This is a genomic window from Parasphingorhabdus sp. (genome assembly GCF_041748495.1).
In the GTDB taxonomy this organism is placed as follows: Bacteria; Pseudomonadota; Alphaproteobacteria; order Sphingomonadales; family Sphingomonadaceae; genus Parasphingorhabdus.
The window spans coordinates 1-25,409 of sequence record NZ_JBGTDD010000013.1 but is presented as its reverse complement, the minus strand read 5'-3'; the positions used below and the strand labels follow the sequence as shown (position 1 = coordinate 25,409).

The window sequence follows — 25,409 nt, the reverse complement described above, 5'->3', positions numbered from 1 at the left end:
GTTGATGATCGGAGCTCCGGTTCAACCGGTCATTGCGCAAGACACTGTACACCCTGTCACCAATAATATTCCAAACGCATCTGTGCAGCTGGAATATCAGCTCCCACTTCTCGGACCGGATATAGAGGCTGTCGGCGGTGATCAGCCGATGCAAAGGGCGGCGCAGCAGGCCGCGGAATCGACCAGCCTGTCGGGCACGTTCACGGCTTCACCAGATGATAAACTCGGTTCCCCGACCCTGGATTCGCCGCCGGATAATGTCCCGTCAACTTCCGAAGCACCGGCCAGTGCCCAACCCGCCGGAGATGAGAACATCATCACGGTCACAGCCCGGCCGGAGACACCCGCTGATCCATTGATGGAATTGAACGCCGACTCCTTCGATGTCGTTCAGGACGTCGATCAGGCTTTCGTCCAACCGGTCGCCATGGCCTATAAAAAGGCGATCCCAGCGCCAATCCGCAGCGGACTGCGCAACTTCCTGAGAAACCTCGGCGAACCGGTCGTCTTTTTCAACTTTCTCTTGCAGCTGAAGCCTGGCAAGGCGGTCGAAACTCTCGGCCGTTTCACGATCAATACGACGATCGGTATCGGTGGTTTGCTTGATACGGCGAAAAGGCCGCCGTTTCACCTGCCCCACAGATCCAATGGATTCGCCAACACGTTCGGCTATTATGGCATTGAACCGGGGCCCTTTCTGTTTCTGCCGCTGGCGGGGCCGACCACGGTTCGCGATCTGGTCGGTGGCGGCCTCAATCTGCTTTTCCTGCCCACCATCGTCGGCAAGCCCTTTACCGAACGCGCCTTGACGGTTCCAACCGGCATATTGAGCGCGCTGGACAACCGGATCGAGTTCGACGAACAGATAAATGCGTTCCAGACCGGCGATGCTGACCCCTATACGGCCGCTCGCGAATTCTACCTGAATCAACGGCAGACAGAGATTGATATATTGCGCGGCCGGATACCCGATCCCTTGAGCAGGAAGTCAAGCGCGACCGGATCAACTTCCTCGCCAGACATCCAACCCAGTGCGCCAGACGCAATAGAAGCTTCCGCTCCGGAAGCGAATTCCGGCATATCCGTACCTGCCGATCAGCATGAACCAGAAACCGATCCGGTCCCATCCCCACTTGATCCGGATATGTGATCCAAACCACCAAAGCGATCAGACCCTAGCCGCGCTCCGCCAAGACCGCGTTCTCCACCCCGATCCGGTGGCGCAGCAGGATCGCGTTGAGGATCGAGAAGATCAGCGCCACAGCGGGCAGGCCCAGCATGAGCGGCACGATGGCAATCTCTAATATCACCACCAGATAATTGGGATGGCTGACAAACCGGTACGGCCCCCGCCTGACCCGGTCGAAATGCGGTGCCGAGATGATTCGCGTCGTCCACCAGCGGCCAATGCTGGCCAGCGTCCATATTCGCAGCATTTGCGTGGCGACGAATAGCGCGAGAAGCGCGACATGGATATCCTGTTGCGGGTCAACCAGCAAGGCGATGATCGCAAGCCAGGCGCTGTGGAGAAAGATGAAATAATGATAATGATCGGCGCCATGCTCCTGCCCGCCTTCGCTGAGCAGCCGCTTGGTGTTGCGGTTGGCGTACACGAGTTCGCTCAGCCGCTGGGCCACGATATAGACCAGAAGCCAGGTTACCAGTGTCGGACCGGAGGTGAATATGGCACCCAGATTATCGGTCATGCCGCACCCGCCGGATCGAGGATGGCAAGCGCCGCAGTAAATCCGGGGCCAAGAGCGGTGAGCAAGATCGGCTTTTCAGGTGTCCGGGCAAGCAATTGTTCGAGCACGAACAGTACAGTCGGCGACGACATGTTGCCATGCTGCCTGAGTATCTCCCGGGTTGCTGCTATCCCGTCAATTTCCGGGGCGAAATAAGCTTCCAGTGCTTCTACCACCCTGCCGCCGCCGGGATGGCAGGCGGGTTCGGACAGGTCCGACATCAATAGGCTGTGCGCTGCCAGGAATGAATCGCAATAGGGGGCGAAATCCTTGGTCACAAAAGTCGGTATATCGCGGGCCAGCACCAGATCAAAGCCGGTTGCACCAATGTCCCACCCCATCATGTCGCGCGTGCTGGGCCAGGTCTTCTGGCCGAATGCACGGAACGAGGGAGCAATCGACTGTCCTGCCTTGCCACTGATCACCGCAGCGGCACAGCCATCGGCAAACAGCGCGGTGGCAATCATGTTCTTCTTGTCAAACTGGCTATAGTCGTAAGACAGGCTGCATAATTCGAGCGCAATCATCAGGACATTCTGGCCGCCATTGGCTGCAGCAAGATCATTGGCCAGCCGGAGCCCGAGCACGCTCCCGGCGCAGCCATAGCCGAACACCGGAATGGTCTGGGTTGACTGATCGAAACCCATCGCCTCGATCATCCGGCTGGGGATTGACGGCGTCATCGTGCCGGTTGTCGAGATCAGCACGATCGCATCAATATCGGTGGGCATGAGCGTCGCCTTGTCCAGAGCATCTCGAGCCACCTTGTGCGCCAATCCTGTGCCCACCTGATCATAGATCGCCGCCCGACTGGCCCAGCTGCGCGGCTGCAGATAAAATTCAGCTTCGCAGGCAAGGTAGCGCTGTTCGATACCGCTATTGCCCAGGATCTGTGCCAGTCGGGCAGGCAGCGCTGCGCCTCGCGCCTGGGCCAGGACTGCCAGCACTTCTGCTTGCGTGATCCGGTGGTCAGGAATGGCGGTGGCGATCGATATCAAAGTGGACATTGGGCACTTTCGCTGTTGAGATTGCTTCTGTACAGCACAGGCCGCATCGAACCATTGAAATCTGGCCTGATGCACCAAATGCGGTATGACCGACCGCATCGCAAGGATGATCTCCGGAAGCACCGGATTAGGAGGACTTGGATCAGCAGATTGTGTTTTATTGTGCACTGCACCATTTTTCTTGACATCGACCTTCTCCTGCCCTATTTGTGCACTGCAACATAGAAGTGAGATAACCGATGGCTGATACAAAAACCGAAACATCTACTGCTCCGGCAGCGAAAGAAACCGGCTCGCTCTCTGCCGAGGCCGCTTATTCTGCGGCGGCTTCCGCCGTCAATATTTCCGACAAGCCGGCTGCTGAATCAGCGCCGGTCGAGAAAGCCGCAGCCAATCCTGCTCCGGTAAAAACCGAAACCCAAAAGCCGGTGGCTCCAGCTGCTAAACCGGCAACAGCGGCAAAGCCTGCTGTCAAAAAATCCGCAGCATCCAAACCGGCAACAAAGAAGGCCGCAGCCAAGCGTAAAGTCGCTGCAAAGCCCGTTGCCAAAAACACATCGACCAAACAGACCAAAGGAACCCAAAAAATGGCTACCACCAAAACCACTGCAACCAAGCGCGTTGTGAAAAACACCAAGGCTGCCAACACCAAGGCTGCCAATACCGCCAAGAAGGCCGCTGAAAATCTCGGTTCGCGCTTCGAAAAGCTGACCGCCGACGCCCAGGCCCGTGCAAAAGCTGCTGCGGATCGTGCCGTTGCAATGTCGAAGACCGCTGTTGAATTCAACCGCGAGAATGTCGAAACCCTGCTCGAGAGCGGCAAGATTGCTGCAAAAGGTGCTCAGGAAATCGGCCAGACCAACCTGAAATATACCCGCGAGAATTTCGTTGAAGCGAGCCGCGCCTTGCAGGGTTTGTTCAGCGTCGCAACGCCGAGAGACATGTTTGAAAAGCAGGCTGACTATGTGCGTAGCGGACTGGACCGGGTTATGGACCAGACTTCGAACAACGCCGACGCCGTTGTGAAGCTCGCCGGCAAGACCTATCAGCCGATTGCTGATCGCGTCAGCGAAATCCGCAAGGAACTGAAAAAAGCCGCTTAAGCCGCTTTTCCAATCGATCAAAAAAGGACCGTTCCCTTGGAGCGGTCCTTTTTATTGGTGCCGCCTTGACAGAGGCAACGGCAAAAGCTGTCAATACTATCAATCCGCCACTTGCCCTCGGGGGTAAAAATACCATATCCTGTGACTGATGATGAACCAGAAGATTCTTTACCCATTGACGAAGTCCCCTCGGCCAGATCGTGCCAGCGACCAGCCGGTCATGGGGGGCGATGCCGACAAGGGGCCCGATGACGGGGACGATACAAATATTGGCATTGCGACCAAGACAAGGGCCAAGACCAAAAAGCCCAGCCCGTACAAAGTGCTCATTCTCAACGATGATTATACGCCGATGGAATTTGTCGTGCTGGTACTGAAGCGATTTTTCAACATGGACATCGATGAAGCCACGCGCGTGATGCTGCATGTGCATCAGAAAGGTGTCGGCGTCTGCGGGACGTTCAGCTATGAAGTGGCGGAAACGAAAGTCACCCAGGTGATGGATTTCGCGCGCAAGAACGAACATCCTCTGCAATGCACGCTTGAGAAGGCCTGACGTAAACCAAGGAAGTCATTATGCCCGAGACCCCCGTTATCACGATTGATATTGTCTCGGATGTCGTGTGCCCCTGGTGCATCATCGGCTATAAGAAGCTCGAAAAGGCCATGGCCCGTTTTGAAGGCCAGGCGCGCTTTGAACTGAGCTGGCATGCCTTTGAACTGAATCCGTCCATGCCACCGGAGGGACAGTCGATCAACGAGCATATGGCGCAGAAATATGGCGCCATCCCGGAACAGAGCAAAGCGAACCGGGAACGCTTGCGTAACGCCGGCGATGAACTCGATTTCACCTTCAGCTATCATGAGGATATGCGGATGGTGAACACGTTCGATGCCCACAGACTGTTGCACTGGGCCGGGGGGACCGGCAAGCAAACCTCTCTCAAACTGGCGCTGTTCAAGGCCCATTTCACCGATGGCCGGGACGTCAGCGATCATCATACCCTGGTCGAAATCGCCTCGTCGGTCGGCCTAGATAAAAAGCGCGCCAGCGATCTGTTGGCAACGGATATGTTCGCCGCCGAGGTTCGCGCAGAGGAAGCCGAGTGGCAGGACCGGTTCATCACCGGCGTGCCTGCCTTCATCTTCAACAGGAAATTCATGGTCCCCGGCGCGCAGGAACCCGACGTCTTCGCCAATATTATCGAGAGCAAGCTGCTCAAGAAAGCCGCCTGATAGCTAGGTTTCTTCCAGCAATTCGATGATATTGCCGAACGGATCCCGGCCATAGACCGCTTTCTGCGTCCCGAAATCGACCGGCGGCCCGACAAACGTCATCCCCGCTGCCTGCAGCCGGGCATATTCGCCCTCGATATCCTCGACCGCCAAAGCCATGTGGGGATAGCCGAGATCGGCTGGATCGCTGCGCCGGTCCCGTGGCTCCGGCGTCGCATATTGCCACAGTTCGATGCAGATATTGGGGCCTTTCAGCATCGCCATCTTCGCTGCAAAACCGGGCAGTCCGACGGCCGCACCGGCTTTGTCATTGTCGGCTGCTACGTCGCTGCGCCAGTCGAGTTCGAAGCCGAGCACATCGCGGTAAAAGGCCAGCCCCGCTTCGATATCGGGAATGCCGATCGCGATATGGTGAATGCCCTTGATCATCGGCTCGCCTTTTGCTTTGGCGGCATCGGGAAAAATCCGGATGTCCGTTCGATATAGTCCGCATAGTCCGGCCGGTTCTTTTTCAGGCTTTTCTCCAGCAGAGGGGCACCGCTCCATTTCATCAGGGTAAAGCTGAGGAACAGCGGACCGATCACGGCCGTCCACACCGGCCATCCCATCGGCGACGCCGCCAGCCAGATTCCCCACCAGGCGCAGAAATCGCCGAAATAATTGGGGTGGCGGGTATATTTCCACAATCCGCTGTCCAGCACCTTGCCCTTATTACCCGGATCGGCCCGGAATGCCTTGAGCTGCATATCGCCGATCGTTTCGAAGCCGATGCCGATCAGGGCAATCACGGCGCCGATGATCGAGATGACCGGCAGCCCGTCGGAGTCAGCCAGCAATATACCGAGCTGTGCCGGTAGACAGACGATGAAAAGCAGCGGTATCTGCAGCGCCCATGCCCTGAGCAACGCGGCCCTTGCAAAGCTCATGCCCTGCTTGTCCATCGCCTGGCCCAGAATTTTCTTGTAGCGCGGGTCCATCCCCTCCTTGCGCCAGCGCAGGAAAAGATGTGTGCCCAGCCTGATCCCCCAGAGCGCGGTCAGCGCCCAGATGACATAAGCGAGCGACCCGGGATTGTCGGTCTGTACGAAGGATGCGCTAGCCATGATCGCCATGCCATAGGCCCAGAAGGCATCGATGAACGACACGTCGCGGATCCGTATCGATATCAGCCACAGGATGATCATGATTGTGACCAGCAGCCCGAAATTCAGGCCTAGCGCTCCCAGCAAATTCAAATCACTTCTCCTTCCAGATGTGGATCAGGATTGGCTCCCGGCTCGGTCGAGACAATATCGCGCATCGCTTTCTCCGGATATTTCGGCGTCACGCTATGGTAAAACGCGCTGAGCTTCTGCATGTCCGCCTTATAGTCGCCCGACGGCATGAACGATGGCCCGAGCCCCCCGGTTTTTTTCGAATAGTCCATCAGGCCGATGATCAGCGGCACCTTTGCCTTCAGCGCGATATAATAGAAGCCGGTCCGCCATTGCTTGACACTGCCGCGAGTACCCTCCGGTGGGATCGTCAGCAGAAAATCATCGCGCCGGGCAAATTCCCGGACCATTGCATCGACCATATTCTGCGATTTCGAGCGGTTCACCGGGATACCCCCCATGCGCCGCATCATCCCGCCCCACGGCCATTGGAACAGGCTGTCCTTGCCGATCCAGTAGGACTTGATCTTCAGCTTGTTGGTCAGCCCGAAGAAATAGAGGAAATCCCAGTTGCTCGTATGCGGAGCAGCGATGATCACCGCCTTTCTGGGCGGTGGATTTTCCTGCACCGCGGTCCATCCGTTGATCGTATAAACGAACACGGAAAAGCGACGGACAATTTCCGACAACCAGTTCGGCTTGATTTCCTCGTGCACGCATCCTCCCCTCGCGGGTTCGGGCGCCGCGTTCAACTGGATACCATAAGTCCATTTTCCGACCGCGCAACGAAAGATGTCCGTTGGTGCAGTCATGCATGGCAGGTGCTGCATATTAAATATTGTTGGAGTTCTCACCACCGCAATCAGTATGGCACAGATCTGCTTCCTCATCCTCCAGTTCGATCTGGATGGTGACATGGTGAATGGCAAAGCGGCTTTTCATTTCCTTTTGCACCGCCGCCAGAAAACCTTTTCCCGGATGGCCAGCCGGCACGACCAGATGGGCGGTCATCGCCGTTTCGCTGGTGCTCATTGGCCAGATGTGCAGGTCATGCACGGCTTTGACACCGGGCAAGGACGCGAGATAGGCCATGACCTCTTCGAGATCGATATTCCTGGGCACGCCCGCCAGCGACATGCGCACGGCTTCGGACAGCAGTCCCCAGGTACTCCAGAAGATCAAGGCTACGATCAGCAGACTGATTAACGGATCGATCCAGTTCATCCCGGTGAAGTAGATGAGTATACCGCCCGCCACGACGCCTGCCGAGACGGCGGCATCGGCCATCATGTGCAGAAACGCACCCCGGATGTTGATATCCTCTTTCTGGCCTCGCACGAACAGCATCGCCGTGCCGAAATTGATAACGATGCCAAGCGAGGCGACAATGATGACAGTGACCGAAGAAATCGGGCGGGGGGCGCCGAATCGCTCGATCGCTTCCCAGGCAATGGCACCGCACGCCACCAGCAGAAACAGCCCGTTGAGCAGAGCCGCCAGGATCGATGATCCCCCCAGTCCATAGGTGAACCGCTTGCTCGGCGGCCTTTTGGTCAGTTCCGCACCGGCCCAGGCCACCGCCAGGCCCATCACGTCGGACAGATTGTGCCCCGCATCGGCGAGCAGCGCCATCGATCCGGAGATCAGGCCGTAAACGACCTCAACGATAATATATAGGATATTCAGGGTGATGCCGAGCGCGAAGGCGCGGCTAAAATTGGTCGGCATATGCCCATGCGCGCCAGGACGGTCATGGTGGCTGTGGTTGGCATGGCTGTGCTTGTGATGATGACCTGCGGACATCTGCGCTCCGACCGTTGCACTGCGAAGATTCTGTGCTTCGATTACACCGATCAGCCGGAGCGGTCCATATTTTTTATTAATATTTTCCGTATGTTATATCATATGGCGAGAGACTATGTCGTCGGATCAGTCGACAATCAGCCCAATCGCCAGATAGATGATGATGGCGGAACCAAAGCCGAAAATGGTCGCGAGCACGAAAATCACCCGGAGCAGATTGGCATCCATGCCGCTCCAGTTGGCCAGCCCGGAGCAGACGCCCATCAGCTTGCCATTGGCCTTGTCGAGTTTCAGTTTCTTTTTCATGGGTCGGTTGCTTTCTCTGTTCGATGAGACGGGTTCCGGCCAGCTGCGCGACCGGGATTCTGGGCTTTTGTCTTTGCTGGCCATCAGATCACCAACGACGATGTCTGGTTGACCGCTGGCATGATGCTCGCGCCAACAAACAAGGCTGCTGAGACCGCCGCAGCAATTGCTGCGGAAACTGAATGCTGAAAACTGAGTGACATAATTTTTCCTTTCCCTGACCTTTTGAGCTTAAGCGATTACGGAGACAGCGTCGTTGATCGCCGGACCGACACTGGCACCAACAAATATTGCGGCGGAGAAGATAGCGGCTACGGCGGCGGAGATACTGCTGGAGACATTCGAGAACATGATGATTTCCTTTCGGTTTTAAACTGTTTCTCACATCATTGCGAGGATGTCAGATACATTGCATGGGTTGTGCCAGTTTTATATTCATGCTGTTTATCAATATGTTAGATGAAATTCCTGTTCAGGCACCCTTCATTGGAAACTGATATTTGGGAAATTTCCCTAAATATTGGCAATCAATGAATTTGCTTCTCTTCACCGGGAGCGAAAGCTAGTGACGAACCCGACAATGACCTTGACCCAGCTCACTCTGCACAACTTTCGCAACTATCCCCAATTGCGCCTGGACGCCGCTCCCGGCTTCATGGTTTTCAGCGGTGCCAATGGCGCTGGCAAAACCAATATTCTGGAAGCAGTGTCGCTGCTCGCGCCGGGACGCGGACTGCGGCGCGCATCGCTTCGCGATATCGCTTGCCAAAATGGTCCAGGCGGTTTTGCCGTCGCCGCGCAACTGGACGATATCAAACTGGGAAGCGGCACCAGCATAGACGCGCCCCATCGACGCAAAACCCGGATCAACGAATCCGCTGTCCCGACAAATGATCTGGCAGAATGGCTCTCGATCTTGTGGCTGACGCCAGCGATGGACCGGCTGTTCACCGAGGGTCCGGCGGGACGACGGAATTTTCTCGACCGTCTCGTTACCGCGCTGGAACCGGGGCATGCACGGAACTGCGCTCGCTACGAAGCCGCACGGCGCGAACGCAATCGGCTTCTCGCCGATGCCTATCCTGAAGACCAAAACTGGATAGACGGCCTGGATGGACATCTGGCACGATTTGGTTCGTCGGTTGCGGAAGCTCGGGAACGGGTGGTGTCGGCTTTGAACCACAAGCTGCAACAGTCGGACAGCATGATATTCGCGACACCCGCACTGCAACTTGCGGACGATCACTTGCGCTCAGAGCAGCAACTTCAACAAATGCTTCAGCAAAATCGCACGGCAGACCGCGCAGCCGGCCGCACGATGCGAGGGCCTCATCGGACCGATCTCCACGTTATTCATGCCGCGAAGCAGCAGCAGGCCGAGAGATGTTCGACCGGGGAACAGAAAGCCCTGCTTTTTTCAATCATTTTGGCGCAGGCAGATTTGATCGCCGAACGGCGCGCTAGCCGGCCGATATTGCTGCTCGATGAAGTGGCCGCCCATCTTGATCCGCAACGCCGCGCAGCCCTCTTCAGCAAATTGACCGAACGCGGCGGTCAAGTCTGGCTTACCGGCACCGAGCCGGAATTGTTCAAGGATATTCCAGATAACGCACTGCATTTTGAAGTAGCGGACGGGACCGTCCGGCGCCGGTAATATCCGGTTCGGACCCAACATGGTTTACGCGTGATTCACAATGATCATTAGCGATGACTTTCCACCTGGCGTTTATCGCCGAACGGATGAACGCAACGGCTCTCAAAAACTCGGTGATCGTATTTCGCAATGCGATCATTCCGATCCTGCTGGCGTTACAGGCCATTTGCCTGCCCACTCCTGCGCACGCGGAAGATTATCTGCAATGTGTGCCCTTTGCCCGCGACCTGAGCGGAATCCAGATTTATGGCGACGCCCATAGCTGGTGGGATCAGGCAGATGGGCGTTATCATCGAGGGGCCAATCCAGTTGAAGGTGCCGTTTTGTCGCTCCCCGGCTACGGCGACATGCAACTGGGGCATGTCGCAGTGGTGAGCGAGATTGTCGACAACCGGAATATTCTGATCAGCCACGCCAACTGGTCGCCTATCAATGGTCGCCGGGGACAGATCGAGCATGGCGTCGCTGCTCAAGATATTTCGCCGGGCAATGACTGGAGCCTCGTCCGCATCTGGTATGCGCCGATCGGCAAGCTGGGGACCACTGCCTTCCCGGTGAACGGATTCATCTATCCGGCGCGGCCCGCCAAGCATGCCGGTCGCCAATGGGCTGCGGCAAAGCCGCGACAGGAAAGGCGAGAGCCCAATCGCGCGCTGTTCGATCGCCGGCTTACCACAGAGCTTGCGCAAGTCGCTGATCGGGAAGCGCCGAACGGTGCGGAATCACGGGATCTGATCGGGGAATTGCTGGACAGAGTGGGCAACTGAAGCCAGATTGCAGCGCTATGCTGCAGACCGGAACCATCGCATGATCAAACGCCCCGCAGCCTGCCTGGTGATTCTCGCCGGCGGCCAGTCATCCCGCATGGGGACCGACAAGGCGGTGTGCAGGATAGATGGCGAGCGGCTGGTCGACATCCTGATCACGAGATTTGTCGGCAAGGCGGAGCGGCTATGGCTGTCGGCGCGGGAGGACTATGACACCGGGCTGGAGATCATCGCCGATGCTCCGGATGCACCGGGTGGCCCGGTGGGCGGAATATTCACGGTGGCGACGCGGTTGCAGGAGATGGGGATCTGCGGATTTGTCACGGTCCCCGTCGATGCGCCGCATGCGCCAGCGGACCTGATCCAACGGCTGGCGGCTAGCGGCAAGTGCGCGGTCGCGGGCGATGAGCAGCGCATCCATCCGACCTTTGCCTATTGGCGCTGCGATGTGGTCGGCGCTGTCCGCAGTGTGTATCAGCCCGGCGAGCGGGCACCATCGCTGCGCTGGCTGGCGGAGCGGTGCGGGGCCGAGGCGGTGCGCTGGGGCGACCCGGCTTTGTTCATGAACATCAACCGGCCAGACGACATGATCACTGCCGCTACTGCAAAAAAAGCCGGCGCTTGACGGGAAGCACCGGCTTGTTTTTGCAAGGAGGGCCACTGCAGACCCTCGTCAGGAAGCCGAAGCCTAGTCGAGGCGACGGATTTCAGTCTTGGTCAGGGTGGTGACCAGCTTGCCGTCGCTGTTCGACAGGGTCGAAGCTTCGATACGCCGGACTTTGCCTTTGTAAATGACCAGAACGTCGCCGGCGTCGGTGACACGGTTGACCTTGGCAACCGAAGAGCCAGTGGCGTCATAGAGACGCTCGTTGCGTTCGACTTCAGCGGCAGCTGCTGCCGGAACCGTGAAGGACAGCGCGGTGGCCGCGAGGATCAGGGAGGATAGTTTACGCATGGTTGAACTCCATTTGGTGAGGGATATGTCTCGCGACTATGACCGCGGGCAATTAAGTTGCAATTTGAAATGCTGCACCTGCGAGTTGCATTTTTGCAATTGACCGTTGCAGCGCCAGAAAAACCCCGAAATACAAACATCTTGTCCGCCCAGCGGAAATTGTGCATGTTCTCCCTCCTTTCCATTTTGATGAGGTTTCCATGATCCGCACCGCCTTGGCCCTTTCCCTCGCCGCCATTGCCGTTCCGGCGCAGGCCCAAAGCAGCGATGTCATGCGCGACATTTCCGCGCTGATCGACGCCCGTTCGGACAAGGCTGCGCAAAACGCGCGTCAGCTTTGGGAATGGGCGGAAGTGGGCTATCAGGAACAAAAATCGAGCGGCCTGCTGCAGAGCGAACTGAAAGCCCATGGGTTCACCATCACGCCGGGCGTCGCCGAAATCCCGACCGCGTTCATAGCCGAATATGGCAAAGGCGGCCCAGTGATCGCGATTCTGGCGGAATATGACGCTTTGCCCGGGATCAACCAAGATGCCGTGGCCACCCGCTCGCCGATCGAGGGCAAGGGTGCGGCCCATGCCTGCGGCCATAATCTGTTCGGTGCTGGATCGGTGGAAGCCGCGATTGCGGTGAGCAAATGGCTCAAGCAGAGCGGCACATCTGGCCGGGTACGGCTGTACGGCACGCCAGCGGAAGAAGGCGGGAGCGGCAAGGTCTATATGGTCCGCGCGGGTTTGTTCGATGATGTCGATATTGCGCTCCACTGGCATGCCGATGACGAAAATTCGGCCGCCGCCCAAACGACATTGGCCAACCGCTCGGCCAAATTCCGGTTCCGTGGCACATCCGCCCATGCCGCCGGCGCCCCCGAAAAGGCGCGCTCGGCTCTCGACGGGGTCGAATCGTTCAACATGATGGCGAATATGATGCGCGAGCATATCCCGCAGCAGTCGCGGATCCATTATGTGATCACCGAAGGCGGCACCGCCCCCAATGTCGTGCCCGATTTTGCTGAAGTCTTCTATTATGTCCGGCACCCGGACCCCAGCGAAGTCGACGCGATCTGGGCGCGTCTGGAGGATGCGGCGCGCGGCGCGGCGATGGGGACCGGCACCAAAGTCGACTGGGAAGTGATCCACGGCAACAATCCGCTGCTGGTCAACGAGCCGCTGGCGAAGATGATGGACGCCAAATTGCGGCAGGTCGGCGGGATCAGCTATACGCCTGCAGAACAGAAATTTGCCGAGACCATCCACGCCAGCTTTGACAAGCCCGCATTGCAACTCGGCAGCCAGGAAGAGATCCAGCTTTATGATGTTTCGCTCGGCTACGGCTCGACCGATGTCGGCGATGTGTCCTATGCCACGCCGACTGTCGGCCTGCGCACCGCGACCTGGGTGCCCGGCACTTCGGCGCACAGCTGGCAATCCTCGGCCGCGAGCGGCATGTCGATCGGCTTCAAGGGTACGCAGGTGGCAGCCAAGACGCTGACGCTGGCGGCGATCGAACTGTATACCAACCCGGAATTGCGCGCCGAGGCCAAGGCCGAATTCGACAAGGCACGCGGGCCGGATTATCAGTACAAGTCGCTGTTGGGCGATCGCGATCCACCGCTGGATTACCGGAAATAAGCGGAGCGCGGACGGCCGGAGAGAGCGGGCGAGACTCGTTGTTATCGCTACAGTTTATGGCCTTGGCCTCGCTGTAGGAAAGAAGGACCTCAATTTCACCGGGCGGCAGCGATCGTCCGCTTGCCATCGAGTGCGCCAACGTGGCGGGCCAGTATCGGTACCAATTTTTAATCAATAAAACAATTAGTGTAACTAAGTAAATGAATTGGATCAGAATCGGTTTGTGCGTTAGGAGGACGGGACAATCAGAAAGGAATGATCATGACGTTACATATCGGAGACACCGCCCCCGACTTCACCGTGGACACCCAGAATGGAGAAATCAGACTGCACGAATGGGCTGGCGACAATTGGGTGTTCTTTTTCAGCCACCCAGCGGATTTCACCCCGGTCTGCACCACTGAAATGGGACGCACCGCACAACTCGCCGAAGAATTTGCGAAACGCCGCACCAAGCCTCTCGGCCTCTCGACCGATACGGCAGAGGAACATCGCAAATGGATCGAGGATGTCAACGAAACGCAGCACACCAACCTTACATTTCCCATCGTTGCAGATGCAGATCTGGCAATTGCAAAGATGTACGACATGATTCATCCTGACCAAAGCGAGACCGCGGCGGTCCGCTCCGTGTTCATCATCGATCCGGAGAAGAAGATCCGCCTCACGATGACCTACCCGATGAGCGTTGGGAGGAATTTCGATGAAATTTTACGGGTCATCGATGCCCTGCAGTTGAGCGACCGGAAGCGTATTGCTACGCCCGCAGACTGGCAGGTCGGCAAGGAAGTGATCATTCCACCATCGATCACCAACGATGAGGCAAAAAGCCTTTTCCCACAGGGCTGGACCGAACATCGGCCCTATTTGCGGACAACCAGTGTAAGCTAGGTCCCATTGCCTCGATCTCGGTTCAACAAAAGTTACGGTAACAGACTGCTCAACTGACAAGCCCACTCAGGTTTCGCCAGAACCCTGTCACCGTAATTTTTATAGCCTTCCCCGGTGAGCAGATCGTGCGTCACTCCGGGAGCTTTCGCCAAAAAAGGTGACCCCGCCGGAATGGCAGGGCCACCTTTTCCTGTCGGCTGTGCGCTACTGGCTTGGCCAAAAGCGCTGCTGGGCGCTTATTGCTTCTGCTGTTCCGCGATTGCCAGTTGCACCCGCTGCTTGAGCTCCGGATTTGTCTCGGACGCCTGGACAATGGTATTGAACTTGAACGTATCGAGATTGCTGCTCTCGACCGCTGCCGTCATCGCCGTCTGCTTCTCGTCGGTGCCCAGCGAGGTATCGGTCTGGATCTTGTTGACCTCGATCACCGCCTTGGCAAAATTGTCGATGTCCTGCGGGGTGATCGTTACTTTCGTCTTCCCCTCTGCTCCCGGAGTCGGGGTGGCGGACGGTGTGTCCGCAGCGGGGGGCGGAGGTGCCTGAGTCGGGGTTTGGGCCGATGCGGCACTGGCGCCCAGCAGAGCGATTGCGCTGATCATGGTCTTGGGAATATTCTTCATTTTTGTTTCTCCAAATTGGGGGATTAATGGGTTCAGATCATGTTGAAACATGGAATGGTGGCAGATTCAGCTTAATTTCGATAGGTCGTTGCTCATGAAGGGTTAGTAGAAGATAGGTAAATATCCGTCATTAAAATAACAATTGAAAATTATTTCTATTTGATAACAACTAGTTTATATTTCTATTTCTTTTTAATCTTCTGGTGATAGGCATATTATTCTATAAGGTATTTTCAGTATTCATTATATGGATTGCACTTTTCGGATATCGAATAGATTCATTGTCGCCATTGTAAGGCGCAACGCGACCCGCCCATATCGTGCGTCCTGTCGCGACGACTTCTCTGGCACGTCCGTCGTGCATTGGCCTCGACTCAAGGGGTCGACCCAAAAAAGAACGGCCCCGCAATCCCGGGGCCGCCCTGTTCTCTCGCTTGTAAGCCGCTGGTTCAGCTATACGCCGGTTCCAGCGGGCGTGCGGCCTCCATGGTGCCGCTCACCTGATTTGGCCTCATGGCGTTGGCCGCCTTTATCTCGACCAGCTTGCGGTCAAGATGCCGGGCGCGCTTGAGGCGCATTTGCCGGGTCAGGAAAGGATTTTGCGGAGTCGGCATGGCGTCGACATGAGCCATGAAATATCCGCTTTGGCGGGACAGGTCAGCCTCGCCCAGATAGGGTCGCGGTGCAGCGGCTACCCGGCGCTGGGCATTTTTGACATGGCGGTCGGCCTTGCTACGCGGCGCCTCGAAAGGCGGCAGATTGCCCACAAAGGCCGAGAAATCGGTCTTGGTCGAGGCACTGCGCTGCGCAGCCAGCGCTGCCGAACCAGGCTCTGCCACGACCGGTTCGCCGCGAAGCTCCGGCATCGTTGCAGCCATTACCGGATCCGAATCCGGTTCGCCTTGATCAGCGGCGACAACTGGCTGCGCCCTGACCTTGCGGCGGCGACTGGCAGCATAGGCACCGACACTACCAACGCCGAGCAGGGCGGCGAGCGCAGCGAGCAGACCCCAGTCGGTTTCACCGGAAAGGTCGGCAGGCGTAGCCGCGCCTTCGGGTGTGGCTGGTGTCGACTGCATAATCGGGGGCACGGCGTCAAAGCCGGCGACACTGTCGCCCGTGCTCTCAGCATTCATCGTCTCGGCTTCGCCATTGGCGGGGCCAGTAGTAGCGGCAGGGGTGGAGGCGGCCGACGCAAGGGCCGGTGCGCTATCCGTACGAACGCGGGCGGGCGAAGCGGTCGTAGATGCAGCTTTCGCTGCCGCGGCTTTGGCCGCGGCCTGGCGGGCCTGCTGCTCGCGCTCGATCTGGGCCAGTGCCTCGGGCGCAACCGTAGCGGCGCCGAATCCGCCCTGTGTCGCGAGATCATCGGCGCCATTGGGGGTGACGGGCGCTATGGTACGGGCTTCGGCGGACGGGATGCTGGTCACAGGGGGAGACTGCATCGCCGGTGCCGGAGCAGGAGACGGCGTCGGCACCGCGACCGGCGACTGCATCGGCATGTCGGATGGCGCGATCACGCTCTGCGCCTGAGCGGGTGCGGCAGCGATGCCGGCTGAAATCGCCAGCATGCTGATCATTGACAGGGGGCCAGCGGACTTTGCCGACAGGCCGTTGCGGACGGGAGTGTTGTTATTGATCATTTCATTTCTCCTAATGTAGTGACCAATCAACTCCCCTGAATGAATTTCGACCTCCCGACATGGGATGACAGGTATCAATAGTTGCGACGAACCGAGTTTCTGAACGTGCTATTCATGCAGCATTCAGCGAATTCGCTCATTTGTTAATGTGCGGTTCAGCGAATTTTGCCGTGCCCGGCGGGAAAACCCTTCGCTCTTCGGTGTCATTGGGTCGGGAGGCCGTTATGATGGCCAGCCCGAGCCCTTACTCCCACCAATAAGCCGCACGTTTCCTGTTGCCTGTGACCAGTTCGTTCATCGTCAATGGATCATAAAGCCGTCCGTTGAGCATCACCCGGTTGATCTGGTCACTGGCCCGGATATCGGTGCTTGGATCGGCGTCGAGGACAAGGAGGTCGGCAAGCTTGCCGGCTTCCAGCGAACCGATATCGGCCTCCATCCCAAGCGATCTGGCCGATTCAATCGTGCCGGCCGCCAGCGCCTCAACCGGGGTCATGCCGCCCCGGACGAAGGACCAGAGTTCCCAGTGGCTGGCGATGCCGGCTTGCTGGCCATGCGCGCCGATCGCGACCTTGACCCCGGCATCGGCCAGTTTCTTGGCCTCGCGGGCATTGTCATCGTCGACGAAATTGCTTTCCGGCGCGGTGGTCCGGCGAGCGGTGGCGGCTGTCAGGATCGTTGGCGGGGTGTGGACGAGCAGCGGATTTTCCCAGACATTGGTAGCCTGCCGCCAATAGGGATCGCCGGCCAGGCCGCCGTAACTGACCACCAGCGTGGGCGTGTAATTGGTCTGCGACTGGGAGAACATCTGGACGACATCATCGTAAAAAATTTCCAGCGGGATATTATGCTCCAGCGTCGAGTTGCCATCGGCGACCAGCGCCATGTCCATGCCGAACAGGGATCCGCCCTCGGCAACCACCAGCATGTTTTCCTGCCGTGCGGCCTCGACCACCTGCTGGCGCTGTTCGCGGCGCGGCTGGTTGTAATTCTTGACGCTATTGCCGCCCTGCGCCTTCAGCCGGCGGACATGGGCGAGTGCATCGTCCAGATTGTTGATCTCGGCATAGACGTTGGCGGACTTTGCACCATAGACAATTTCTCCGGTCGAGAAAATGCGCGGCCCGAGGATCATGCCAGCGCGCTGCATCTCGCCGGCGACAAATATCTCGCTGGCCCGGCTCGACGGATCGTGGATGGTGGTGGTGCCAAGCGCGAGATTTTGCAGCAGCGACCAGTTTTGCTGCGGAACCAGCTCGTCACTGCCCTGCGGACCGTGGGCATGGGCGTCGATAAGCCCGGGGATGATGGTCTTGCCAGTCACATCGACGGTTTCGGCGCCGGCGGGGATGTTGATCTGCCCTTCCGGTCCGACCGCGACAATGCGGTTACCCTGAATGACGATCACGCCATTGTCGATGATCCCGCCATCCTTGCTCGCCATGGTGACAATCCGCGCGCCGGTGAGCGCGACGGTGCCAGACGGCTTGTCTGCCACTATCGTCCGTTCGAGCGAGACGCCGCTGGTCGGTGGCTGATATTTGGGCGCATCCTTGGCGGCTGGCGCATTGGGAAACAGCATGTTGGTCTGCGCCGAATAGACCGTTGGCCCAAGGCTCCAGTGCAGTTGTTCGCCGCCCTGTGACCAGTGAATATAGTCTGCACCGCTGGCGCTGACCCGGGTGACCGGCAGCGACTTGCTGGTCGGGCTGACCTCGACCGCCTGCGTGCCCGGCATCAGCGGCACGACATAGGCTTCGTAGCTCTGACGGAAAGCCAGATGCCGGCCGTCGGGCGACACGATATAGTCGTTGGTCAACTCACCCTTAGCATGGGTGCGCATGGCTTCGCCATTGAGATCGGTGCTGATCAGGACACGCTGGTCATCATCGCGGTCGAGCATGAATATCCGGTCGCTGGACGCGCCAAATTGCGGACCGGCGCTGCCCTTTTTGACGCGCACGGGAGCACCGCCAGAGGCGGTCACGCGATACACACCGTCCTCGACTGACCATTGCGGCGACGTCATATAGCCGCCTTCCTTCATCTCGAAGACGATCAGCTTGCCATCGGGCGAAAAATGCGGTCGGCCATAGTGGCCGGGCCGGGTGGTTATGGTGCGCGGCGAACCGCCGGCGGCGGCGACCGTCTTGATCTGGCCGAGCCCGCCATCGGTCCAGCCGACAAAGACGATCGACCGACCATCGCGTGACCAGGAGGGGAAAAGTTCGAGTTCGTTGCCGCTGGTCAGTCGCCTGGGCGTGCCGCCAGCCATGGGCCTGGTGTAGAGCTTGCCGAGGCTTTCAAACAATATGGTCCGGCCGTCGGGTGACACGGTGGCGAAGCGAGGCATCTTGCTGGTGAAACTGTCGGGCGCGACGGCAATTTGCGGATGCGGGGCATCGGCCACGCCGCGCGTATCGCTGATCCGGAACGGGATGACCGAAGCGGTGCCGCCATCGGCCGAAACCCGCTGGATTTTTCCGCCGGACCAGAAGATGATATCCTGGCTGTCCGGGGTCCAGTCCATATTCGGATAGACACCCGTTACTGCCCAGGTTTCCTGCACGTCCTGATCGAGATCATCATAAACCTTGCGTTCGATCCCCGATTCCAGATCCTTCACATAGAGTTTGGAGTGGGTCATCTCGCGCCGGACAAAGGCAATTTTCTTGCCATCGGGTGAGGGGCTGGGCCGCACGGAACCGCCGAGGCCGGAAACAGCGGTGGTGACTTCACCCGTTTCCAGATCATATTTCTCGATATTGAACAGGTCGCTGTTGCTGTCCTGCGCATAGATGAAGGTGCTGCCGGGGGTTATATTGCGGGTGTAATAGATAGACTTGCCATCGGGTGCGTAAATCGGTTCGCCCAGTTCCTTTTGATGCGCCTCACTGGGTTTCTTGACCAGTTGCACCCCGCCGCCGCCGGACACATGATAGATCCAGATTTCTCCGGTACCGAGCGAACGCTGGGTGGTGAAATGCTTTTTCGCCACAACATAGCGGCCATCGGGACTCCAGCTTGGCTGGTTGAGCAGGCGGAATTCTTCCTTGGTCACCTGCCTCTTGTCGCTGCCGTCGCGATTCATGATCCAGATATTGTCGCCGCCGCCACGATCAGAGGTGAAGGCGATGCGGTTGCCGTCGGGAGAGAAGCGCGGCTGGACTTCCCAGGCCAGGCCCTCGGCGATCCGGACGGGTGTCCCGCCGCTGATCGGCATGGTGTAAATATCGCCGAGCAGGGCAAAGGCTATACTGTTGCCATCCGGACTGACATCGACATCGATCCAGCTGCCCTCGTCGACATTGATCGGAACTTGCGTGATCGTCGCGCCGGTCGGCGCATTGACATCCCATTTTTCCTTTTCGGACTTTTCGGAACTATCCTGGGCTAGCGCTGCCCCTGAAAAGAGCACCGACGCCAGAACCGCAACAACACTATATTTCATGATATTCCCCAAAAACAACATCCACTGTCAGCCCACCGCTATTCCAGTTTTCCTCCGCAATGAACAGAGAAGATTGCCGTATGGGCTAAGTCCTGATGCCAAATTCGTGATGATAGCTTTCCACCACCTGTGCCAGAGTCGACAGGGCCAGGGTCGCGGGATCACGAGTCGACGGGATCAGGCCAATGGGTGCCGCCATGCGCTCAATCTCTGCGGGGGTAACGCCGATATCAGCCAGATATTGCTGCCGGAGCGCGTGAGTCTTGCGACTGCCCATCGCGCCGACATAGAAAGCGGGGGAAGCCAAAGCCTGTTTCATCAGCCGGGCTTCCCAGTCGTGGTCGTGAAAATAGAAGACACAGGCGGTCCACGGATCCGGATCAAGCAGCGGGGTGGCCTCGGGCGTTTTCAGCAGATCGGCGCTGGCGGCCAGACCCTGAACCGCAGCAATCACGGCGGGGTCTGGCGACAAGATGCCGCTATCGATCCCGTAGCTCGCGGCCATTCTGACCAGGCTTTCGACGGATGGTCCGTGTCCCAATATATTGAGCCTGGCGGCGGGGATATGATGAACCGATATCTGCGAACCCGATCGTTCCACCGAGATCGGGGGCACGACTGGCGCTTCAATATTCATATCGGCTGTGCCGCGATCAAGGATGATCGTCAAAGGCTCGCGCCGTTTGACCCGGCCGAAAATATCGGCGATGATCCCGTGATCCTTGATCGGAGAAAAGAGCAAGTCGATGCTGCCGCCGCAAGGCAAGCGGATATCAAGATAAGGTGACCCCGCGCCAAATCGGATTTCGCGGGAATTGCCGCTTTCGATCACGTCCAGCGCTTCGGCGACCACGGCAGCCTCGACGCAGCCACCGGAAAAGGAGCCGACCGACGAACCATCTTCTGCCACCGCCATATGCGCGCCCGGGTTGCGCGTCGAAGCACCGGTGACCGCGGCCAACGTTATCAGAACGGTTTTCTGGTTCCCTGCTGTTTTGGATTGCAGAAAATCGAAAATAGGAAAAATATTGTTCAAAAATGCTGGTCCCGCCGCTTGCTGACATGAATTTGATGGACGTTTCCATGCCTCAAACGGGCAAATGGGGCAATCACCACGGGCTGTATTAGCGAGAATGGGAGTTCCCCTGCCCCCTTCAACATATTACGCGGCTTGGCCATTGTCTCCGGATGGACGCTCGTCAAATGGCCATTTTTGGCGACACCCAACAGCCGTGCAATGTTTCTTTTGCCATATGAACAAATCTTATCTTCAAAATACGCAAAAATCTCTCTAGGAGCATTTAAATTACAAAAAACATATCGCAAATTAAGGACGGAATATGAGTTTCCCGCCACGGCAAGGCCTGTATGATTCAAACAACGAGCATGATGCCTGTGGCGTCGGTTTTGTGGCGAATATCAAAGGGGAGAAATCCCATCTCACGGTCAAGCGCGGCCTCGAAATACTGGTCAATATCGATCACCGCGGGGCCGTCGGGGCCGACCCGCTTCTGGGCGATGGCGCCGGCATATTGCTGCAGATTCCTGATGCGTTGCTGCGGGATTGGGCGGATTCGGAGAATCTGACATTGCCGAAGGCCGGGGACTATGCGGTGGCCATGTGCTTCCTGCCGTCGGACGCCGCTGAAGCGGAATATGCAACGGCCCATTTCGAGCGTTTCATCGCCAAGGAAGGCCAGATCATGATCGGCTGGCGCAACGTGCCGACCGATACAAAGGGCATAGGCAAAGCAGTGCTGGCCCAGATGCCGCTGATTCGCCAGGCGATCATTGGCAAGGGCGAGACGATTGCCGATCAGGATGCATTTGAACGCAAGATTCTGGCAATCCGCAAGCAGGTGCATAATCCGCTCGACGGTATTGCCGAGAAAAACGGCATGCCCGGCCTGACGGAATTCTACATGCCGTCCTTTTCGACGCGAACCATTGTCTATAAGGGCCTGTTGCTCGCCGATCAGGTCGGGTCCTTTTACAAAGACCTCGACAATCCTCTTACCACATCGGCCGTGGCCATGGTCCATCAGCGATTCTCGACCAATACCTTTCCATCCTGGAAACTGGCGCACCCGTATCGGTATATCGCGCATAATGGCGAGATCAATACCGTGCGCGGCAATGTCAACTGGATGAACGCCCGTCGCCGGACCATGGAATCCGATCTTCTCGGAGCCGATCTCGACAAGATGTGGCCGCTGATCCCGCATGGCCAATCCGATACCGCCTGTCTCGACAACGCGCTCGAATTGCTTATCGCCGGGGGCTATTCCCTGCCCCACGCGGTGATGATGCTGATCCCGGAAGCCTGGGCAGGTGATCCGCTGATGGATGCTGACCGAAGAGCCTTTTATGAATATCACGCGGCGTTGATGGAGCCATGGGATGGCCCCGCTGCGGTTGCCTTTACTGACGGTCGGCAAGTGGGTGCCACGCTAGACCGCAACGGCCTGCGTCCAGCTCGATTCTGCGTGACCGATGATGGCCATGTCATCATGGCATCGGAATCCGGTGTCCTTCCGGTCAAGGAAGACAATATCATTCGCAAATGGCGGTTGCAGCCCGGCAAGATGCTGCTGATCGATATGGAGCAAGGCCGGATTATCGAAGACGAAGAGATCAAGGCCGAACTCGCGAAGGCCAAGCCTTATGCAAAATGGCTGGAATCAACCCAGTATAATCTGAAAGATCTCGATCTTGACGATCTCGACGATATCGCCGCGCCAGATGCGCATGGCGAAGGCACGCCGGCCTCCCTGCTGGATCGACAGCAAGCGTTTGGATTCACGCAGGAAGATATCACCAAATTTCTGGAGCCGATGGCCAGCGATGGCCAGGACCCGATTGGTTCGATGGGGACCGACACGCCGATTGCCGTGCTTTCCGGCAAGCCGAGACTGCTTTACGATTATTTCAAACAGAATTTTGCCCAGGTCACCAATCCGCCAATCGATCCCATCCGCGAAGAACTGGTGATGTCGCTCGTATCGATGATCGGACCGCGCCCCAATTTGCTCGGTCAGGACGCCGGTACGCACAAGCGGCTCGAGGTGGATCAACCGATATTGACCAATGCGGATTTGCTGAAAATTCGCTCGGTCGAGGACGCGCTTGATGGTGCATTCCGGACCGAAACCATTGATATCAGCTGGGACGCCGAAAGCGGCGTCGCCGGTCTGGAAATGGCGATCAAGGAAATGTGCTGGGCGGCAACGGAAGCGGTGCTGGCTGACCGCAACATCCTGATCCTGTCAGACCGCGCCAAAGGGCCGGACCGTATCGCCATGCCGTCGTTGCTCGCGACGGCGGCGGTCCATCATCATCTGGTCAGGCAGGGCCTGCGTATGCAGACCGGTCTGGTGGTGGAAACCGGCGAAGCGCGTGAAGTCCATCATTTCTGCGTGCTGGCCGGATATGGCGCGGAGGCGGTAAACCCCTATTTGGCGTTTGAGACGCTGGAGGATATTCGCGTGCGCCGCGAACTGCCGCTGTCCACGCAGCAGGTCGAGAAAAATTATATCAAGGCGATCGGCAAGGGCATTTTGAAAGTCATGTCGAAAATGGGAATCTCCACCTATCAAAGCTATTGCGGGGCGCAGATTTTCGATGCGGTTGGTCTTTCCAGCGAATTTATCGAAAAATATTTCACCGGAACAGCGACGATGATTGAAGGCGCGGGACTGCCGGAGATAGCGAAAGAGACCGTCGACCGGCATACTCAGGCTTATGGCGACAATCCGATCTACAAGAATATGCTCGATGCCGGCGGCATTTATGGCTACCGGCTGCGCGGTGAGGAGCATGCCTGGACTCCGACCAATGTCGCGAGTTTGCAGCATGCGGTGCGCGGCAATGACCCGAAAGATTATGCCGAATTTGCTCATTCGATCAACGAACAGAGCGAACGCCTACTGACCATTCGCGGGTTGATGGACCTGGTGAAAGCCGATGAGGCGCTGGACATTGATGAGGTCGAACCGGCAACCGAAATCGTCAAGCGCTTTGCCACCGGCGCGATGAGCTTTGGTTCGATCAGCCGGGAAGCGCATACAACGCTGGCGATCGCAATGAACCGGATCGGCGGAAAATCCAACACGGGCGAAGGCGGTGAGGAACCGGACCGCTATATCCCCATGGCCAATGGCGATTCGATGCGTTCGGCAATCAAGCAGGTCGCCAGTGGCCGCTTTGGCGTCACCACCGAATATCTGGTCAATGCCGATGATATCCAGATCAAGATGGCGCAGGGTGCGAAGCCGGGCGAAGGGGGACAGCTGCCCGGCAGCAAAGTGGACAAGAATATCGGCAAGGTTCGCCACTCGACCCCGGGCGTCGGCCTGATTTCGCCGCCCCCGCATCATGATATCTACTCGATCGAGGATCTGGCGCAGCTGATCCACGACCTCAAAAATGTAAACAGCAAGGCGCGCATTTCGGTGAAGCTTGTGTCCGAAGTGGGTGTCGGCACGGTGGCCGCGGGCGTATCAAAAGCGCGCGCCGACCATTTGACAATTTCCGGCTATGATGGCGGGACCGGGGCTTCTCCACTTACCTCGCTGACCCATGCGGGTTCGCCATGGGAAATTGGCCTGGCCGAGACTCAGCAGACATTGCTGCTCAACGGACTGCGCTCGAGAATATCGGTTCAGGTCGATGGCGGCCTGCGGACCGGGCGCGATGTGGCGATTGGCGCGCTGTTGGGGGCAGATGAATTTGGCTTCGCAACGGCACCGCTGATTGCCGCCGGTTGCATCATGATGCGCAAATGCCATCTCAACACCTGTCCGGTCGGCGTGGCGACCCAGAACCCGGAACTGCGCAAGAAATTTACCGGACAACCGGAATATGTGATCAACTATTTCTTCTTTGTCGCGGAAGAGCTGCGGCAGATCATGGCCGAAATGGGCTTTCGCACGATCGAGGACATGGTGGGACGGGTGGACCGGATCAATATGAGCAAGGCACTGCGCCACTGGAAAGCGGCAGGGATCGATCTGTCGCGCTTGCTCCACCAGGTCGTGCTACCGGAAGCAGAGACGCTGCATCAAACAATCAGCCAGGATCACGGCCTGGAAGCTGCCCTGGATCAGGATCTGATTGCAGCGGCGAGGCCGGCGCTGGACAATGGCCAGACCGTCAAGATCGAACGGAAAGTGAAAAACGTCAACCGCACCGTCGGCGCCATGCTGTCGGGTGAGGTGGCGAAAATATACGGGCACGCGGGACTACCGTCAAATACCATCCAGCTGGTCTTTGACGGCGTGGCGGGACAGAGCTTTGGAGCCTTTCTGGCCCATGGCATCAGCGCCGAACTGACCGGCGATGCCAATGACTATGTCGGCAAGGGTCTTTCCGGCGGCCGTGTGGTGGTCAAGCAACCGGCCCATGTCGACCGCAATCCGACCGAGAATATCATTGTCGGCAATAC

23 protein-coding genes are annotated in these 25,409 nt (G+C 57.9%); 10 read left to right on the top strand and 13 right to left on the bottom strand.

Annotated features, from left to right (window positions below; translation table 11 throughout):
* Positions 1-1,150, top strand: a 1,150-nt coding sequence (locus ACEW8J_RS01085) for a VacJ family lipoprotein (RefSeq protein ID WP_373489779.1), incomplete at its 5' end; no start/stop codon positions are given.
* A 25-nt stretch (positions 1,151-1,175) separates the two neighbouring features.
* Here ACEW8J_RS01085 and ACEW8J_RS01080 read toward each other — a convergent pair.
* The 3 genes from ACEW8J_RS01080 to ACEW8J_RS01070 form a co-directional block, all read right to left on the bottom strand.
* Positions 1,176-1,706 carry an isoprenylcysteine carboxyl methyltransferase family protein gene (locus tag ACEW8J_RS01080; protein ID WP_373489778.1) on the bottom strand — a complete coding sequence of 177 codons (531 nt, stop codon included), beginning with the start codon at positions 1,704-1,706 and terminating at the stop codon, positions 1,176-1,178.
* Positions 1,703-2,851, bottom strand: a complete 1,149-nt coding sequence (locus ACEW8J_RS01075) for a type III polyketide synthase (protein ID WP_373489777.1) — start codon at positions 2,849-2,851, stop codon at positions 1,703-1,705. Before ACEW8J_RS01075 ends, ACEW8J_RS01080 begins: the two co-directional genes overlap by 4 nt.
* Before the next feature lie 214 nt (positions 2,852-3,065).
* The gene (locus ACEW8J_RS01070) at positions 3,066-3,350 is read right to left on the bottom strand and encodes a hypothetical protein (protein WP_373489776.1); all 285 of its coding nucleotides are present in this window, start codon (positions 3,348-3,350) and stop codon (positions 3,066-3,068) included.
* On the opposite strand from ACEW8J_RS01070, the gene ACEW8J_RS01065 reads away from it, so the two are divergent.
* The 3 genes from ACEW8J_RS01065 to ACEW8J_RS01055 all read left to right on the top strand — a co-directional run bounded on the left by ACEW8J_RS01065 (position 3,340) and on the right by ACEW8J_RS01055 (position 5,091).
* Positions 3,340-3,855, top strand: coding sequence for a phasin family protein (locus tag ACEW8J_RS01065; protein ID WP_373489775.1), 516 nt, complete (start codon positions 3,340-3,342; stop codon positions 3,853-3,855). The genes ACEW8J_RS01070 and ACEW8J_RS01065 overlap by 11 nt on opposite strands.
* Positions 3,856-4,075: 220 nt before the next feature.
* The gene (gene clpS, locus ACEW8J_RS01060) at positions 4,076-4,411 is read left to right on the top strand and encodes an ATP-dependent Clp protease adapter ClpS (RefSeq protein WP_373489781.1); all 336 of its coding nucleotides are present in this window, start codon (positions 4,076-4,078) and stop codon (positions 4,409-4,411) included.
* A gap of 20 nt (positions 4,412-4,431) precedes the next feature.
* Positions 4,432-5,091: a DsbA family oxidoreductase gene (locus tag ACEW8J_RS01055; RefSeq protein ID WP_373489774.1), complete on the top strand. Its 660-nt coding sequence runs from the start codon at positions 4,432-4,434 to the stop codon at positions 5,089-5,091.
* Positions 5,092-5,094: 3 nt separating this feature from the next.
* On the opposite strand, the gene ACEW8J_RS01050 is transcribed toward ACEW8J_RS01055, so the two are convergent.
* From ACEW8J_RS01050 to ACEW8J_RS01030, 5 genes are all read right to left on the bottom strand, one after another.
* Positions 5,095-5,520, bottom strand: coding sequence for a VOC family protein (locus ACEW8J_RS01050; RefSeq protein WP_373489773.1), 426 nt, complete (start codon positions 5,518-5,520; stop codon positions 5,095-5,097).
* Positions 5,517-6,326: a DUF1295 domain-containing protein gene (locus ACEW8J_RS01045; RefSeq protein ID WP_373489772.1), complete on the bottom strand. Its 810-nt coding sequence runs from the start codon at positions 6,324-6,326 to the stop codon at positions 5,517-5,519. Before ACEW8J_RS01045 ends, ACEW8J_RS01050 begins: the two co-directional genes overlap by 4 nt.
* Positions 6,323-6,961 carry a lysophospholipid acyltransferase family protein gene (locus ACEW8J_RS01040; RefSeq protein ID WP_373489771.1) on the bottom strand — a complete coding sequence of 213 codons (639 nt, stop codon included), beginning with the start codon at positions 6,959-6,961 and terminating at the stop codon, positions 6,323-6,325. The genes ACEW8J_RS01045 and ACEW8J_RS01040 overlap by 4 nt, the downstream gene beginning before the upstream one ends.
* Positions 6,962-7,076: 115 nt before the next feature.
* A complete protein-coding gene (locus tag ACEW8J_RS01035) occupies positions 7,077-8,048 on the bottom strand; it encodes a cation diffusion facilitator family transporter (RefSeq protein ID WP_373489770.1) in 972 nt (323 codons plus the stop codon).
* A gap of 126 nt (positions 8,049-8,174) precedes the next feature.
* Positions 8,175-8,354, bottom strand: a complete 180-nt coding sequence (locus tag ACEW8J_RS01030; RefSeq protein WP_335664738.1) for a PspC domain-containing protein — start codon at positions 8,352-8,354, stop codon at positions 8,175-8,177.
* A gap of 580 nt (positions 8,355-8,934) precedes the next feature.
* Between ACEW8J_RS01030 and recF the strand changes: the two genes are divergently transcribed.
* Genes recF through ACEW8J_RS01015 form a run of 3 tightly spaced genes read left to right on the top strand, consistent with a single transcriptional unit; the run spans position 8,935 to position 11,400 of the window.
* The gene (recF, locus tag ACEW8J_RS01025) at positions 8,935-10,008 is read left to right on the top strand and encodes a DNA replication/repair protein RecF (RefSeq protein WP_373489780.1); all 1,074 of its coding nucleotides are present in this window, start codon (positions 8,935-8,937) and stop codon (positions 10,006-10,008) included.
* 53 nt (positions 10,009-10,061) lie between these two features.
* The gene (locus tag ACEW8J_RS01020) at positions 10,062-10,775 is read left to right on the top strand and encodes a CHAP domain-containing protein (protein WP_373489769.1); all 714 of its coding nucleotides are present in this window, start codon (positions 10,062-10,064) and stop codon (positions 10,773-10,775) included.
* A gap of 40 nt (positions 10,776-10,815) precedes the next feature.
* Positions 10,816-11,400 carry a molybdenum cofactor guanylyltransferase gene (locus tag ACEW8J_RS01015; protein WP_373489768.1) on the top strand — a complete coding sequence of 195 codons (585 nt, stop codon included), beginning with the start codon at positions 10,816-10,818 and terminating at the stop codon, positions 11,398-11,400.
* Between the two features lie 63 nt (positions 11,401-11,463).
* On the opposite strand, the gene ACEW8J_RS01010 is transcribed toward ACEW8J_RS01015, so the two are convergent.
* Positions 11,464-11,730, bottom strand: coding sequence for a hypothetical protein (locus tag ACEW8J_RS01010; protein ID WP_373489767.1), 267 nt, complete (start codon positions 11,728-11,730; stop codon positions 11,464-11,466).
* A 200-nt stretch (positions 11,731-11,930) separates the two neighbouring features.
* Here ACEW8J_RS01010 and ACEW8J_RS01005 point away from each other — a divergent pair, with 200 nt between their 5' ends.
* Together ACEW8J_RS01005 and ACEW8J_RS01000 are read left to right on the top strand one after the other, a co-directional pair.
* The gene (locus tag ACEW8J_RS01005; RefSeq protein ID WP_373489766.1) at positions 11,931-13,361 is read left to right on the top strand and encodes an amidohydrolase; all 1,431 of its coding nucleotides are present in this window, start codon (positions 11,931-11,933) and stop codon (positions 13,359-13,361) included.
* A gap of 261 nt (positions 13,362-13,622) precedes the next feature.
* Positions 13,623-14,252, top strand: coding sequence for a peroxiredoxin (locus tag ACEW8J_RS01000; protein WP_373489765.1), 630 nt, complete (start codon positions 13,623-13,625; stop codon positions 14,250-14,252).
* A 236-nt stretch (positions 14,253-14,488) separates the two neighbouring features.
* Here ACEW8J_RS01000 and ACEW8J_RS00995 read toward each other — a convergent pair whose 3' ends face one another.
* The 4 genes from ACEW8J_RS00995 to ACEW8J_RS00980 form a co-directional block, all read right to left on the bottom strand.
* Positions 14,489-14,872, bottom strand: coding sequence for a DUF4168 domain-containing protein (locus ACEW8J_RS00995; protein WP_373489764.1), 384 nt, complete (start codon positions 14,870-14,872; stop codon positions 14,489-14,491).
* 449 nt (positions 14,873-15,321) lie between these two features.
* Positions 15,322-16,515, bottom strand: coding sequence for a hypothetical protein (locus ACEW8J_RS00990; protein ID WP_373489763.1), 1,194 nt, complete (start codon positions 16,513-16,515; stop codon positions 15,322-15,324).
* 244 nt (positions 16,516-16,759) lie between these two features.
* Positions 16,760-19,966 (bottom strand): amidohydrolase family protein, encoded by a 3,207-nt coding sequence (locus tag ACEW8J_RS00985; protein ID WP_373489762.1) that lies wholly within the window; start codon positions 19,964-19,966, stop codon positions 16,760-16,762.
* Positions 19,967-20,051: 85 nt separating this feature from the next.
* Positions 20,052-21,002 carry an XdhC family protein gene (locus tag ACEW8J_RS00980; protein ID WP_373489761.1) on the bottom strand — a complete coding sequence of 317 codons (951 nt, stop codon included), beginning with the start codon at positions 21,000-21,002 and terminating at the stop codon, positions 20,052-20,054.
* Positions 21,003-21,306: 304 nt separating this feature from the next.
* On the opposite strand from ACEW8J_RS00980, the gene gltB reads away from it, so the two are divergent.
* Positions 21,307-25,409, top strand: a 4,103-nt coding sequence (gltB, locus tag ACEW8J_RS00975; RefSeq protein ID WP_373489760.1) for a glutamate synthase large subunit, incomplete at its 3' end; no start/stop codon positions are given.